Raw genomic sequence first — 15,181 nt, 5'->3', positions numbered from 1 at the left:
TTACTCCTTCACCTGACGTACAGTGTCAATCACGCTGCCGTCGCGATAGCGGATGACCCCGACAATTTTATCGGTAAATTCAATGGGCTTCGGCAGGCCGGTCAGTGAAACCGCACGGTCGTACAGCGTTTCGATATCCACCACCTTTAACCCGGCCGCCATCAGCCGTTCGCGGATCTCCGAACGTGCCGGATTGACCGCAATGCCGTGGTCGGTGACCAGTACATCAATGCTTTCCCCCGGCGTCAGGCGCGTAGTCACCCGCTTCACCACCGTCGGAATACGGCTACGCAGCAGCGGGGCCACCACGATGGTCAGGTTCGCCGCCGCCGCAACATCGCAGTGGCCGCCTGACGCGCCGCGCATCACGCCGTCAGAACCGGTAATCACGTTAACGTTGAAGTCGACATCAATCTCCAGCGCACTGAGAATAACCACATCAAGCTGGTCACAGCAGGCTGCCTTACTACCGGGGTTGGCGTAAACGTTAGTCGAAATCTCCACGTGGTTCGGGTTACGCGCCAGCGACGCCGCCGCCTGGCCGTCAAAACATTGGGTATCGAGCAGCTTTTCAATCAGCCCTTTTTCATGCAGATCCACCAGGCTGCCGGTAATACCGCCCAGCGCAAAGCGGGCGGTTACGCCGCTGCGCTCCATCTTCTCTTCCATAAAACGGGTGCAGGCGGTCGCCGCCGCACCGGAGCCGGTCTGCATGGAGAAGCCAGGCTTGAAGTAGCCGGAGTGTTCAATAACCTCCGCCGCATCGCGGGCAATTTTCAGCTCACGCGGGTTACTGGTGACGCGCGCTGCGCCAACGCTGATTTTCGCCGGGTCGCCAACACTCTCAACCTGCACAATGTAGTCCACCTGATCCTGCACCAGGCTGGCGGGCATATTCGGGAACGGCACCAGCTCTTCGGTCAGCAGCACCACCTTACGAGCAAAGTGAGCGTCTACCATGGCGTAGCCCAGTGAACCGCAGCAGGACTTGCCGTGCGTACCGTTGGCGTTGCCAAACTCATCGCTGCACGGTACGCCGAGAAACGCGACGTCTATCTGTAGCTCGCCGTCCTGTAGCAGCTTCACGCGGCCACCGTGTGAATGGATTTGTACCGGTTCGTCCATCAATCCATGAGAAATAGCATCCGCCAGCTTGCCGCGCATACCGGAGGTGTAGATACGGGTGATCACGCCGCTTTCGATGTGTTCAATCAACGCGTCGTTGCAGGTCATCAGCGAACTGGAGGCCAGCGTCAGGTTTTTAAAGCCCATCTGCGCAAGCTTCGCCACGACGTTATTGATAACCCGGTCGCCCTCACGGAACGCGTGATGGAAGGAAATGGTCATGCCGTCTTTAAGACCGCTGCGCACCACGGCTTGCTCAATCGAGTCGCACAGTTTGCGGTGATGTTTTGCGTCGATGTCGTTCAGCCACGGCGTCGCGCTATGAGCGGTATCAAAAGGTTTAAGCGCCCGCAGATGGGGGAAATTCACGTGAAGAAGTTCTGTCTGATTCATTGTTTTATCCTTAACGACGCACGCCGGAAGCCGCCGCGCGCTCCAGCACCCGCTGCGCGTGGTCAATAATCGGCGCATCCACCATTTTGCCGTTGAGCGACACGACGCCCAGCCCGTTGCGCTCGCCCTCTTCCGCAGCTTCAATCACCCGCTGCGCGTGGTCGACTTCCTGCTGCGTTGGCGCGTAGGCGTTGTGTAAGAGGTCAATCTGTCGTGGGTTAATCAGCGATTTACCGTTAAAGCCCATCTTGCGAATCAGCTCCACTTCCCGCAGGAACCCGGCCTCATCGTTAACGTCTGACCACACCACGTCGAAGGCATCAATATGGGCCGCGCGCGCAGCGTGCAGCACGGCGCAGCGGGCGTAAAACAGCTCGGTGCCGTCGCCGCGTTCGGTCTGCATATCCATCACGTAGTCAAACGCCGCCAGCGCAATGCCGATAAGCCGCGGAGAACTGCGGGCAATCGCTACGGCGTTAATCACGCCAATCGCCGATTCAATGGCCGCCATTACGCGGGTGGAGCCCACTTCGCGCCCGCACTCACGTTCAATGCGTTCAAGGTGGCCTTCCAGCTCGAAGATATCGTCCGGGGTATCGGTTTTCGGCAGACGAATCACGTCAACACCGCCACGAACCGCCGCTTCCAGATCCAGCAGGCCAAACGGCGTGCTTAATGGGTTAATACGGACGACGGTTTCAATGTCCTGGTACATCGGATGCTGCAAGGCATGGAAGACCAGCAGGCGCGCGGTGTCTTTCTCACGCAGCGCCACCGCGTCTTCAAGGTCGAACATAATGGAGTCGGGGCGATAGATAAACGCGGTGGAGAGCATGGCGGCATTGGCGCCCGGCAGGAACAACATACTGCGGCGAAGTTTACTCATCACAGTTTCTCCCAGGCAATCTGCTGCGTGTCAGTTGCGCGTAACACCGCGCTTTGCAGACGGGCGCGGATAACACAATCCAGCGCGCCTTTATCTTCGACGATAACCAGCCCTTGCTGCACGCCCATCGTGCGCAGGGTTTCTTCGACAACCTGGCGAATTTGCTCGCCAAACTGCTTCATCACTTCACTGTGGATGACAATCTCCAGCTCGCCGTCGGCGGGGGCGATTTTCACCATCAGGTCGCTGGACTCCTGCGTTCCGGCCAGCGCCTCCCTTACGATTTTCATGATTTAGTCCTGATAGTTATGCAACTTCCGCGCTGTAATGCGCTTCTAAATGCGCGAAAGTGGATGCCGGGACAATGTCCCGGATTCGAGAAAATTGCTGCGTTTTCAGTAAGCGGCGAACTTCCGATGCCGAGATGGCGTTTCCCGTCACCTTAATGCGCGGGATCTCTACCACCGTGATGTCGTCCTCGAGCAGCGCGTGCAGCGTCTGGTTGTACTGGCGGGTGACATCGCAAAACGGTTCCGAGCCGATAAAACGGTGGGTAACGCCCAGCGCCGGGGCGATGTTATTGCGGAACAGCAGCACGTCGATTTCGCTCCACGCCTGCTGCACCTTGCCGGACTCTTTCAGGAAGTAGGCCGGGAAAGTGGCGCGGGAAATGATGTACTGCGAGCCCTCATGCACCGTCACGTTGGGCAGATGCGCCACGCCAGCACGCACCATTTCCAGACGCGCCTGGAACGGGAAGAACGACGCGTCTTCGCGCACCACAAACAGGTGCAGCCAGTCGCACTGCGCCGCCGCCGTTTCCACCAGATGACGATGACCGAGGGTGAACGGGTTAGCGTTCATCACGATAGCCCCCACCTTTTCCCCCGGCTTGCGTTTCTGGCTAAGCGCTCGGCAGTAACGCTGGATCCCCTGCGGGGTGTTTTCCATCAGCACCGCGTTGTTACCGCTTTGGGCTATCGGCCAGAAACCGCTGCGGGCAAAGCGCTCTTTGTTGCACGGGCGCGTACAAAGGAAAAGGTGGAAATGGCCAAGGGCCAGCGCCACGTTTTCTACCTCAGCCAGCAGGCGGGCGCTGAGGTTAGCGCCGCGCTGGCGTTCATCGACCGCCACGCACTTAATAACGTTCGCCGCCAGACCCGCACAGCCCACCAGCGTTTCCCCGGACCAGACTTCAACAAACAGCGAAATGTCGCTGTCCATCCCGAGACCGCTGTCGACCAGCAGCGAACGAATCGAATCTAAACGTTCCGGATGTTCCGCTACCTGGGTAACCCGGAAATCGAAAGTGGGTTGCGTGTGCATCGTGCCGCCTTACTTAGTGCGCTGCCGTCAGCGTGTTCGCTGGCGCTTCCATGATGATGTTGCTGAGATGGCCGATGTGCTCAATTTCCACCTCAATGCGGTCGCCTTCCTGCATAAACAGAGGCGGGTTACGCTTTTTGCCGACGCCGCCAGGGGAACCGGTGATGATCACATCGCCGGGGCTCAGGCGAGTGAAGGTGCTGATGTATTCAATCAGCTCCGCGACCTTGTGGATCATGCTGCTGGTGTTATCGTCCTGCACCATGCGGCCGTTCAGCCAGGTGCGGATGGCAAGCTGGTGCGGGTCGGGAATTTCATCCGCCGTAGCCATCCATGGGCCGAACGCCCCGGTCTGACGCCAGTTTTTGCCCGCGGTAAACCACGTGTGCTGCCAGTCGCGGGCGGAGCCGTCCATATAGCAGCTGTAGCCTGCCACGTGGCGCAGCGCCTCTTCACGGCTGATGTTTTCACCGCCCTTACCGATAATCACCGCCAGCTCGCCTTCGTAGTCAAACTCATGCGAATGACGCGGCTTCAGCACCGGTGCGTTATGCGCCGTCTGGGAATCCGGGAAGCGGACAAACAGCGTCGGTGCCGGATTGTGCTGGTCAAACTCTTTGCGTTTTTCGGCGTAGTTCATGCCCACGCAGAGGATCTTTTCCGGGTGTTCAATCACTGGTAAAAAGGTCACTGCGTCCATCGGTACGTCCACGGCATCGTTAAGATAGCGCGTGGCATCCGCCAGGCCGTTGCCCTCCAGCAGCGCCTTCAGGTCAGCGTAGCGGTCGCCGAGACGGCGGCCTAAATCAATCATCCCTTGGGTCTTTACGATGCCGTAGCTGCGTACGCCCTGATAGATAAAGCTTGCGAGTTTCATTATTCAGTCCTGATTAAACGAGGAAGTTGCCCAGCACCAGCAGCGAGATGGAAACGTTAATCGCACCGCCGATACGGGTTGCAATCTGTGCGAACGGCATCAGGCTCATACGGTTACCGGCGGTCAGAATGGCCACATCACCGGTACCGCCCTGTCCGCTCTGGCAGCAGGAGACGATGGCGACATCAATCGGGTGCATGCCGATTTTTTTACCGACGAAGAAGCCGGTGGCGACCAGCGCCGAAACGGTGCTGACGATGACCAGCAGGTTGCTGATGGTGAAAGCGTTAACCAGCTCCTGCCACGGGGTGATAGCCACGCCCACAGCAAACAGAATGGGATAGGTCACGGAGGTCTGGAAGAATTTATAAACCACCTGAGAACCTTCCAGCAGACGCGGAGAGGCGGCATTGCACAGCTTCACCAGCACCGCCATAAACAGCATGCCGACCGGCGCTGGCAGGCCAATCAGTTTGTGACCCAGCATCCCCAGCATATAGAGCAGGACTGCCAGCAGCGCGCCGGAGGCAATGGTGGTAACGTCGGTTTTACCCGATACCGTTGGCTGCGAAGATTGCGTATCCGCGTTGGCGCGGTTTGGCATCAGCTGGCCTTCGCCGGTCAGGTGTGGATAGCGTTTGCCCAGTTGGTTGAGGCAGCCGGAAATAATGATGGCAGTCAGGCCGCCAAGCATGACCATCGGCAGTACGCGACCAAGCGCTACGCCCTGATCCATATGCAGCAGCGTGGCGTAACCGATAGATAACGGAATCGCCCCCTCACCTACGCCACCCGCCATAATCGGCAGAATGATAAAGAAGAAGATCTGGAACGGCTCGAGGCCCAGCGCCATGCCAACGCCCATACCGACAATCATGCCGACGATTTCGCCGCACAGCATCGGGAAGAAGATGCGCAGGAAGCCCTGAATCAGCACCGTACGGTTCATGCTCATGATGCTGCCAACGATAATGCAGCAGATATAGAGATAGAGAATGTTGGTCGATTTATAGAATTTGGTGGTCGACTCCACGACAACGTCCGGCAGCAGGCCGTAATACACCATCGCCGAAGGAATGAAGGTGGCGCAAATCGCCGCCGCGCCCAGCTTGCCAACAATCGGCAGGCGCTTACCAAACTCGCCACAGGCAAAACCAAAAAACGCCAGTGTCGCCACCATCACCACGATATCGCTCGGCAGCTTGCCACCTAAGCAATCAATGGCGATGAGTACCCCAGCCAGCAGAAACAGCGGCAGCGGAATAATGCCAACTTTCCAGGTATCCATAATATGCCACCAGCGTTCTTTAAGCGCCGGACGCTGAATTTCTATCGGATCGTGGGTAACAGAGAATGAATCATCAGTTGTGCTCATAATGAAGCCCTTTTGGTTATTTTGTGTGTGTAGCCTAAGGGCTTAAAGGCTTACTTTATGTGAGTGAAAGCATATTAAAACCGAAGTTTTAATGGCACCTATGGTTTTAATGGTTTCTTTTATTTAATGTGATTAATGCCTTATTTATAAGCGTGGTTTTTATGGTTTCTTTTCTAAATTGCACAAATAAATAACATTTATTAATTTAACCTTAATTAAACCCGCTTTTCAGAAAATTCCCTGTCAGGGCGCGGCTGTGCAAGGGATCACAAGTTTCCGGCAAACACGCTGGCATCGTCAAAAAAGATGATATATTGGCGGAATTCGTTGCGGCCCTGCGTGAGAGTAATGAAAGTATCATTCCAGATAAAACTGTTTATTTCGCTGGTTGCCTTTTTCTCGGTGCTGTTTGCGCTGCTGGGTAGCTATTATTATATCGATATGGGTAGACAGCTCTATCAAGAGATGAGTGGTCGCGCCAAAATACAGGCGGAAGAAATTGCCATCATCCCAAGTCTACGGAAACAGGTTGCCGATAAAAACATTCCTGCAATCCATGATTTTATGCGGCGATTAGCCGCACGAAGCGACGCCAGTTTTATTGTCATTGGTGATAATGAAGGCCGGCACCTATTTCATTCGGTATTTAACGATCGGGTGGGTACCACGCTTGTCGGCGGCGATAACGAAGAAGTGTTACGGGGTAAAAGCACCACCACTATTCGCCAGGGCGGGTTGGGCATTTCGCTGCGCAGCAAAGCGCCTATTTTTGATGATAAGGGTAAGGTGATAGGGATTGTCTCCGTCGGCTATCTCACCAGCTACCTCGACAGCATAACCGTCAACAAGGTGGTGAATATCCTGATTGCCGCTGTCCTGCTGCTGCTGGCGCTGTTCATCTTCTCGTGGTTCTTCACCCGCAGTATTAAAAAGCAGATTTTCTCCCTCGAGCCCCGTGAGATAGGGCTGCTGGTGCGCCAGCAAAAGGCCATGATGGAGTCTATCTACGAAGGCGTTATCGCCATTGACGATAACCTGCGCATTGAAGTGATTAACCAGGCGGCCAGAAAGCTGCTTGGCCTCAGCCTTCCGGCGCGTCATCTGCGCGGACAGCTGATTAGCGATGTCATCGCCCCGATGCCGTTCTTCAACCGCGACACCATGCTAAAGCAGGACACCCACGATGAGATTTGCCATTTTAACGATCTGACGGTCATCGCCAGCCGGGTAAGGATCATGATGGAAAACTCGCTTCAGGGTTGGGTAATCACCTTCCGCGATCGCAACGAGATTGACTCTCTCAGCGCCCAGCTAAGCCAGGTAAAACGCTACGTTGATAACCTGCGCATCATGCGCCATGAGCAGCTCAACCGGATGACCACCCTCTCCGGGCTATTGCATATGGAGCGCTACGACGAGGCCATTCGCTTTATCCAGGCCCAGTCAGAGCACGCGCAAGAGTTGCTGGACTTTATCTCCTCACGCTTTAGCTCACCGACGCTGTGCGGCCTGCTGCTGGGGAAAGCCGCTCGCGCCCGCGAAAAAGGCGTCGCGCTACGCTTTGACCCCGGTTGCCTGATGGACAGGCCGTTTGTCCCGCTGGCGGAGTCCGAGGTGATTTCCATTATTGGTAATCTGCTGGATAACGCCATCGAAGCCACGCAGCGCGCCCCGCTTCCGCATGAACCCGTAGAGGTGATGATCAAACTGAACGATCGAGAGTTAATTATCGAGGTCGCCGATCAGGGGATCGGCATTAAACCGGAGATCCGCGAGCGGATATTTGAACGCGGGATCACCACCAAAACGCGGGGCGATCACGGGATTGGGCTGTACCTGATCGAGAGTTATGTTACCCAGGCTGGCGGTTTAATCGAAGTTGCCGATAACACGCCACGCGGCACGATTTTCTCACTGTTTATTCCGGCAACGGGAACGGCCCGGTGTACCTCACAGGAACTGGAAGATACCGACTATGCAACATGAACTTATCGATGTACTGATCGTTGAAGATGAAAATGAACTGGCACAGCTGCACGCGGAGCTTATCAGTAAACACCCGCGCCTGCGGCTCGTCGGCGTGGCCTCTTCGCTGGCGGACGCTCAGACGCAGCTCGAAAGCAAGCAGCCGCAGCTTTTACTGCTGGATAACTATCTGCCTGACGGCAAAGGAATTACGCTCATCAGCAACCCCATGCTGGTGCAGGCCAACTGCTCGGTGATTTTCATTACCGCCGCCAGCGACATGGACACCTGTAGCCTGGCGATTCGCAACGGCGCCTTTGACTATATCCTCAAGCCGGTATCATGGAAACGTCTTAGCCAATCGCTGGAACGCTTTGTGCAGTTTGCAGAGCAACAGCGGGTATGGAAAATCGTCGACCAGCAAAACGTCGACTCACTCTACCAACTCCAGGCCAAAAATTATCGCCAGGACAGCGGCAGCAAAGGTATTGAGGAGAAAACGCTGGGATTGGTGCAAAAACTGTTTAACGACCAGGCCGCGCACTGCTTCTCGGTGGATGAGGTCGTCAGCGAAACGGGCTTGAGTAAAACCACCGCCCGCCGCTACCTGGAACACTGCGTAGAAGCGGGCTTTTTGAGCGTGGAAATGCTGTACGGCAAGATTGGACACCCGCGCCGGATGTACCGACGCAGCGCCGCATAACCCCTCACCCGCGGGATGAGGGGCCTGCTTTATTTCAGTACATAGCCGAACAATCGGCTGATACCGTCGGCATCCTTCTCGCTGTACACCCCCTGAAGCTCCGGCGAGAAGCCGGGCAGCAGGTTCACCCCTTCTTCCAGCGCCAGGAAGTAGCGCTGCACCGCGCCGCCCCAGATTTCCCCCGGCACCACGCACAGCACGCCCGGCGGGTACGGTAGCGCACCTTCGGCGGCAATACGCCCTTGTGCTTCGCTGATGCGCACCAGCTCCACGTTGCCGCGAATAAACTCGCTGTTGGCATCCTGCGGGTTCATCACTACCGCAGGCAGGCTGGCTTTGCGGAACATCGCCTTTTGCAAATCCTTCACGTCGAAACTGACGTACAGGTCGTGCATCTCCTGGCACAGTTCACGCAGGGTATAATCGCGATAGCGCACCGGGTATTTGTTGTAGATGGTCGGCAGCACGTCGGCCAGCGGCGTGTCGTCTTCAATATGCTGTTCGAACTGGCCGAGCATCGCCACCAACTGCGCCATTTTCTCGGCGGATTCTGCTGGCGTCAGCAGGAAGAGGATCGAGTTGAGATCGCACTTCTCCGGCACGATGCCGTTCTCACGCAGGTAATGCGCAAGGATCGTCGCCGGAATACCGAACTCGGTGTATTCCCCGGTTTGTGCATCAATACCCGGCGTGGTCAGCAGCAGCTTACAGGGATCGACGAAGTATTGATCCTGCGCGTAGCCTTCAAAGCCGTGCCAACGTGCGCCTGGCGCAAAGCTAAAAAAGCGACGTTCACTGGCGATAGTTTTAGTTGGATGATCCTGCCACGGGCGACCGTCGACGATCGGCGGGATAAACGGCTGGATCATCTTGCAGTTCGCCACGATCGCTTTGCGCGCCTCAATGCCCAGCTCGACGCACTCCGCCCACAGTCGGCGGCCGCTCTCCCCTTCGTGAATTTTGGCGTTCACATCCAGTGCCGCAAACAGCGGGTAGAACGGGCTGGTTGAGGCGTGCAGCATGAAGGCGTTGTTCAACCGCTTGTGCGGGCAGAAGCGCGCCTGACCACGAATGTGATTGTCTTTTTTGTGGATCTGCGAGGTTTGCGAGAACCCGGCCTGCTGTTTGTGCACCGATTGAGTGACAAAAATCCCCGGATCGTTTTCGTTAAGATCCAGCAGCAGCGGCGAGGTGTCCGCCATCATGTCGATAAACTGCTCGTAGCCTACCCACGCGGAATCAAACAGGATGTAGTCGCAGAGGTGGCCGATTTTATCCACCACCTGACGGGCGTTGTAAATCGTGCCGTCGTAGGTGCCGAGCTGAATGATCGCCAAACGGAACGGCCGTGCGTCATCGGCTTTCTCTGGTGCTACTTCGCGGATTTGCTCGCGCAGATAGCTATCGTCAAAACAGTGATCATCAATGCCACCGATAAAGCCGAACGGGTTACGTGCCGCTTCCAGGTAGACCGGCGTCGCCCCGGCCTGGATCAGCGCGCCGTGGTGGTTAGATTTGTGGTTGTTGCGATCGAACAGCACCAGGTCACCGCGGGTGAGCAGCGCGTTGGTCACCACCTTGTTGGCCGCTGAGGTACCGTTCAGCACAAAGTAGGTTTTATCGGCGTTAAACACCTTCGCCGCGAACTTCTGCGCGTGCTTGGCTGAGCCTTCGTGAATAAGCAGATCGCCGAGCTTCACGTCGGCGTTGCACATGTCGGCACGAAACACGTTCTCGCCAAAGAAGTCATAGAACTGACGTCCCGCTGGGTGTTTTTTAAAGAACGCGCCGTGCTGATGGCCTGGGCAGGCAAAGGTACTGTTGCCCATCTCAACATACTGGGTCAGGGTGTCGAAGAACGGCGGCAGCAGATCTTCCTCGTAACGAGAGGCCGCCGCCTCCAGCTCCAGCCACTCCTGCTCTTTTCCACTAATAACCGCATTCACGCCTTCTGGCGCGCTGATAGCGTCCGCCGTCAGCACGAAGACCGGCAGGTTAAAGCCGGTCCGTTTGAGTAATGCCAGGATGCCGCTGTGGCTGTCCGCCACCGTAATGACGACTGCTGCCACATCGGTAAAGTCGGTGCCGTCCAGCGCCACCACGCGACGATGGGTTGAGAGACGGGAAACCAGTTCGCGACTGGCAGCAATGTGCATTGATTTCATAAGCGCAACGACCCACTCAGGGAGAGTAAAAGCCCCGGACAAAGCCGCTGGCTTTGCCCCATAAAGCGTCTGGGTGCAACTGGGTTACAGCTCCGACCGCCAGACATCAGTAAAAGCAGACATGGTCTAATCTTACTGTTGTCCTGCAGTGAGCGTGCGTTGGCTTCACCGCATGGTGGGCAATGAGGAAGGGGCAGACCGTCGCGAGCAGGCGAAGTGGCATTGGCGATGTAATGGCAAAGATGTCATTGCAGGCGGCCCCGATTCAGAAAAGGAGAAAATTCGCGCAATCATGGCACCATTAGCCAGGGGGTGCAAGACGAAATTTTTATGCACTAATACCACGGAGAAACAAGCACTGAACCGATTAATCAGTCCATAATAATGCAGGACTTATCGATAAGTAACAGGAGTTAACGTGGTAATAGGCCCATTTATTAATGCCGGCGCGGTGCTAGTCGGTGGTTTGATCGGCGCGCTGCTCAGCCAGCGTTTACCCGAGCGCATTCGTGTTTCAATGACCTCGATTTTTGGTCTTGCCTCGTTGGGGATTGGCCTGCTGCTCGTTATCAAATGCGCCAATATGCCGGTGATGGTGCTCGCGACGCTGGTTGGTGCGCTGATTGGCGAGTTTTGCTTTCTGGAAAAAGGCATCAATAAAGCCGTTTCTAGCATACAAAAGCGGATGCTCAAGCCGGGCAAAAGCAGCCAGCATGAGAACTTTATTCAAAGCTTCGTGGCGATTATCGTGCTGTTCTGCGCCAGCGGAACGGGAATTTTTGGGTCAATGCATGAAGGCATGACCGGCGACCCGACCATTCTTATCGCCAAGTCGTTCCTCGATTTCTTCACCGCGATGATCTTTGCCTGTTCGCTCGGTTTTGCGGTCTGCGCCATCAGCGTGCCGATGCTTATCATCCAGCTCTCGCTGGCGTTCTGCGCATTCCTGATTCTGCCGCTGACCACCCCCGCCATGATGGCCGACTTCACCGCCGTCGGCGGTCTGCTGCTGCTGGCAACGGGCCTGCGCATCTGCGGAATTAAGATGTTTGCAGTGGTGAATATGCTGCCTGCGCTGCTGCTGGCGATGCCGATTTCTGCGGCCTGGACGGCGTTTTTTGCCTGACCTGGCGTGCAAAACGGGCAAAGTGGTGATAGATTGTGCAACTCGCCGCAAATTTTATAAATTTCGTTGACGAGTCGAGGCGATTACGGTTTAATGCGCCCCGTTGCCCGGATAGCTCAGTCGGTAGAGCAGGGGATTGAAAATCCCCGTGTCCTTGGTTCGATTCCGAGTCCGGGCACCACTTTCACTTCTATGTACGTCTCCCAAACTCCACAAAACTCAAGTATAATCACTGTCATACATCGCTTTCGAACATTCCGAACTCCACTGACCTCAACTCAACTCTACCTTAATCAAGTTGCATCCGGGGGCTTTTCAGGGGGCTCATTGTGTTCAATGAAACTTGAGGCCCCCATATGGCACTGACAGCCCGGCAGGTCGAGACCGCGAAGCCTAAAGAGAAAGATTATAAACTCTCTGACGAACGTGGCCTTTTTCTCCTTGTCACCACCACCGGAAAACGCTACTGGCGTATGAAATACCGTATCGCCGGTAAAGAGAAAAAATTATCTATTGGTGTTTATCCTGAGGTCTCCCTGGCTGACGCGCGCGTAAAACGTGATGAGGCCAGAAAGGTGATTGCTGATGGTGGCGACCCGAGTGAGAAAAAGCAGCTCGAAAAACTCGCCAAAAAGATATCTGTCGTCAATACCTTCAGGGCGCTCGCTATGGAGTGGCACAAGCACAAGTGTATCTCATGGTCGGAAAGCTACGCTGAGAGCGTTCTGGAGGCGCTGGAGAAGGATATCTTCCCGTATGTAGGCAAACGCCCTGTCGCAGAAATCCTGCCTCTGGAGATGCTGGAGGTTTTACGTCTGATTGAAAAGCGTGGTTCGCTGGAAAAATTACGTAAGGTCAGGCAGTACTGCAATCAGATCTTCCGCTATGCCATCGCAACAGGACGTGCAACGATTAATCCGGCAGTTGAACTCACCGGGACGCTGACCGCACCAAAGACAGAACACTTCCCTCACCTTCAAGCATCCGAATTACCCGCGTTCCTTTCCAGTCTGGCTGATTACCACGGTAGCTGCATTACACGTATGGCAACCAGTTTGTTGTTACTGACGGGGGTCCGTACGATTGAGCTACGTGCAGCCGAATGGCATGAGTTTGATCTGGAGAATGCGTTATGGACGATCCCAGAAAGTCGTATGAAGAAGCGCCGCAAACATCTGGTGCCTTTGTCAAACCAGGTTCTGGCGATACTGCAGGAGCTCCGCACTTATACTGGCCATTATCAACTGGTATTTCCTGGTCGCTGCAATATCAACAAACCGATGAGTGAAGCCAGTATCAACATGGTGATCAAACGCATCGGTTATGATGGCAAGGCTACCGGCCACGGCTTCAGGCACACTATGAGTACTATTTTACATGAGCAAGGGTTCAACTCGGCATGGATCGAAATGCAGCTTGCTCACGTGGATAAGAACAGTATCCGTGGAACGTATAATCATGCGCAATATCTGGATGGAAGGCGGGAAATGATGCAGTGGTACGCTGATTACCTAGATTCATTGAATAGTAATCTCCTTTAAAACCGAACCACAACAAACATAATAGAAAGGTCCCGTCATCATGACGGGGCCTTTCCCTTTTTATCCTTTAATTTTTTATGCATCGGAGTGAGTGTGCAATTCGAGTCCGGCCTTCGGCACCATATGTATGTAAATAGACCTCAACTGAGGTCTTTTTTTATGTCTAAAATCCAGCATTTACCTGCTTTTCTCGCTATATTAACTCTCTCAAGGTCAACCGACTTCAACGTACATCTACCAACACATGTTGGTAGAGATGATGGTATTTCCGGTTCGATAATGCTTGTACCAACAGGGAGGGGATAAGCATGGCTCTAACAGATATCAAAGTCAGAACAGCCAAGCCAACGGATAAGCAATACAAGCTTACTGATGGCAATGGTATGCATCTTCTCGTCCACCCAAATGGTTCAAGATACTGGCGTCTGCAGTACCGCTTTGGCGGAAAGCAAAAGATGCTGGCTTTAGGGGTTTACCCTGACGTATCTCTTGCAGATGCCAGAACTCGTCGCGATGAAGCACGTAAGCTTTTGGCAAACAACATCGATCCGGGAGACAAAAAGAAAAATGATAAGGTTGAGCTGGAAGAAGCGCGCACTTTTGAACAACTCGCCGTTGAGTGGCATGCCACAAATAAAAAGTGGTCGGAAGAACATAGCCGACGAGTTCTGAAAAGCCTGGAAGACAACCTCTTTCCTGCCATTGGCAAACGTAATATTGCCGAACTAAAAACACGGGACCTGTTAGCTCCTATTAAAGCTGTAGAACTGTCGGGGCGACTAGAAGTGGCTTCCCGGCTACAACAGCGAACTACTGCAATCATGCGTTATGCCGTTCAGAGCGGTTTGCTTGACTATAATCCCGCGCAGGAAATGGTGGGTGCCGTTGCTTCAAGTAACAGACAGCATCGAGCTGCTCTTGAATTGAAACGTATCCCTGAGCTTCTTCAAAGAATTGACAGCTATAGCGGTAGGCCTTTAACTCGCCTTGCCGTTGAGCTAACCCTCCTCGTCTTTATTCGTTCCAGTGAACTGCGTTTTGCCCGTTGGACAGAGATCGATTTTGAAACATCTATGTGGACGATTCCAGCTGAGCGAGAAGCTATCGAAGGAGTAAAGCACTCGCAGCGTGGGTCAAAAATGCGTACGCCCCATCTGGTACCGCTTTCCCGACAGGCTCTGTCGATTCTTGAGCAGATTAAGACATTCAGTGGCGATCATGAACTGATCTTTATTGGTGATCATAATCCTCGTAAACCGATGAGTGAGAACACGGTAAACAAATCTCTGCGAGTGATGGGGTATGACACTCAGGTTGAAGTCTGTGGTCACGGTTTCAGGACAATGGCTTGTAGTTCGCTGATTGAATCGGGATTGTGGTCGAGAGATGCAGTGGAACGGCAGATGAGCCATATGGAACGCAACTCTGTGCGTGCGGCGTATATTCATAAGGCCGAGCATCTGGATGAGCGCAGACTGATGCTGCAGTGGTGGGCTGATTTTCTGGATGCGAACCGGGAAGGAGTAGTGAGTCCGTTTGATTTTGCGAAAATTAATACAGGGAAATAGATAAGCGTGATTGAGTATAGTATTTGCCACATACGACATAGTATTGCTGGCGATCTATCTCCAAGAGGACCTCTGATAAAAAATTGCTAGTAAAGCAGGCATCTGAACATGAGGATGGTTGGATGTCTGCT

General features: G+C 54.5%; 12 protein-coding genes and 1 tRNA gene. 6 read left to right on the top strand and 7 right to left on the bottom strand.

Translation table 11 applies throughout. The features are described 5' to 3' along the window. Genes citF through MY052_RS03865 form a run of 6 tightly spaced genes read right to left on the bottom strand, consistent with a single transcriptional unit; the run spans window position 1 to window position 5,982 of the window. Window positions 1-1,518: a citrate lyase subunit alpha gene (gene citF, locus MY052_RS03890; protein WP_035892043.1), complete on the bottom strand. Its 1,518-nt coding sequence runs from the start codon at window positions 1,516-1,518 to the stop codon at window positions 1-3. Between the two features lie 10 nt (window positions 1,519-1,528). Next, on the bottom strand, window positions 1,529-2,404 hold the full coding sequence (gene citE / locus MY052_RS03885; RefSeq protein WP_035892044.1) for a citrate (pro-3S)-lyase subunit beta: 876 nt from the start codon (window positions 2,402-2,404) through the stop codon (window positions 1,529-1,531). After that, window positions 2,404-2,694 carry a citrate lyase acyl carrier protein gene (gene citD / locus MY052_RS03880; RefSeq protein WP_035892045.1) on the bottom strand — a complete coding sequence of 97 codons (291 nt, stop codon included), beginning with the start codon at window positions 2,692-2,694 and terminating at the stop codon, window positions 2,404-2,406. Before citD ends, citE begins: the two co-directional genes overlap by 1 nt. Before the next feature lie 16 nt (window positions 2,695-2,710). Continuing rightward, entirely contained in the window at window positions 2,711-3,730 is a 1,020-nt protein-coding gene (citC, locus tag MY052_RS03875) for a [citrate (pro-3S)-lyase] ligase (RefSeq protein ID WP_248538235.1), read from the bottom strand. A gap of 13 nt (window positions 3,731-3,743) precedes the next feature. Further along, window positions 3,744-4,607 carry a fumarylacetoacetate hydrolase family protein gene (locus tag MY052_RS03870; RefSeq protein ID WP_248538234.1) on the bottom strand — a complete coding sequence of 288 codons (864 nt, stop codon included), beginning with the start codon at window positions 4,605-4,607 and terminating at the stop codon, window positions 3,744-3,746. Window positions 4,608-4,620: 13 nt separating this feature from the next. Beyond that, window positions 4,621-5,982 carry a 2-hydroxycarboxylate transporter family protein gene (locus MY052_RS03865; RefSeq protein ID WP_035892049.1) on the bottom strand — a complete coding sequence of 454 codons (1,362 nt, stop codon included), beginning with the start codon at window positions 5,980-5,982 and terminating at the stop codon, window positions 4,621-4,623. A gap of 348 nt (window positions 5,983-6,330) precedes the next feature. On the opposite strand from MY052_RS03865, the gene MY052_RS03860 reads away from it, so the two are divergent. Both MY052_RS03860 and MY052_RS03855 read left to right on the top strand, forming a co-directional pair. Further along, complete coding sequence (locus MY052_RS03860) at window positions 6,331-7,968, top strand: ATP-binding protein (protein WP_248538233.1); 1,638 nt, start codon at window positions 6,331-6,333, stop codon at window positions 7,966-7,968. Next, on the top strand, window positions 7,958-8,650 hold the full coding sequence (locus MY052_RS03855) for a response regulator (protein WP_248538232.1): 693 nt from the start codon (window positions 7,958-7,960) through the stop codon (window positions 8,648-8,650). The genes MY052_RS03860 and MY052_RS03855 overlap by 11 nt, the downstream gene beginning before the upstream one ends. Window positions 8,651-8,679: 29 nt before the next feature. Here the strand turns inward: MY052_RS03855 and MY052_RS03850 are convergent, their stop codons facing one another. After that, window positions 8,680-10,815: an ornithine decarboxylase gene (locus tag MY052_RS03850; RefSeq protein WP_248538231.1), complete on the bottom strand. Its 2,136-nt coding sequence runs from the start codon at window positions 10,813-10,815 to the stop codon at window positions 8,680-8,682. A gap of 418 nt (window positions 10,816-11,233) precedes the next feature. On the opposite strand from MY052_RS03850, the gene MY052_RS03845 reads away from it, so the two are divergent. The 4 genes from MY052_RS03845 to MY052_RS03830 all read left to right on the top strand — a co-directional run bounded on the left by MY052_RS03845 (window position 11,234) and on the right by MY052_RS03830 (window position 15,050). Further along, window positions 11,234-11,941, top strand: a complete 708-nt coding sequence (locus MY052_RS03845; RefSeq protein WP_202217187.1) for a DUF554 domain-containing protein — start codon at window positions 11,234-11,236, stop codon at window positions 11,939-11,941. Between the two features lie 105 nt (window positions 11,942-12,046). Next, window positions 12,047-12,122, top strand: a tRNA-Phe gene (locus MY052_RS03840). Window positions 12,123-12,297: 175 nt separating this feature from the next. After that, window positions 12,298-13,482, top strand: coding sequence for a tyrosine-type recombinase/integrase (locus MY052_RS03835; RefSeq protein ID WP_248538230.1), 1,185 nt, complete (start codon window positions 12,298-12,300; stop codon window positions 13,480-13,482). Window positions 13,483-13,790: 308 nt separating this feature from the next. After that, window positions 13,791-15,050, top strand: a complete 1,260-nt coding sequence (locus MY052_RS03830) for a tyrosine-type recombinase/integrase (RefSeq protein ID WP_181522345.1) — start codon at window positions 13,791-13,793, stop codon at window positions 15,048-15,050. The last annotated feature ends 131 nt before the right edge of the window (window positions 15,051-15,181 follow it).

The sequence above is a fragment of the Kluyvera ascorbata genome (genome assembly GCF_023195735.1).
GTDB lineage: Bacteria > Pseudomonadota > Gammaproteobacteria > Enterobacterales > Enterobacteriaceae > Kluyvera > Kluyvera ascorbata.
Note: the sequence above shows the minus strand (reverse complement) of the source record. Positions and strands in the feature narration are given on the sequence as shown.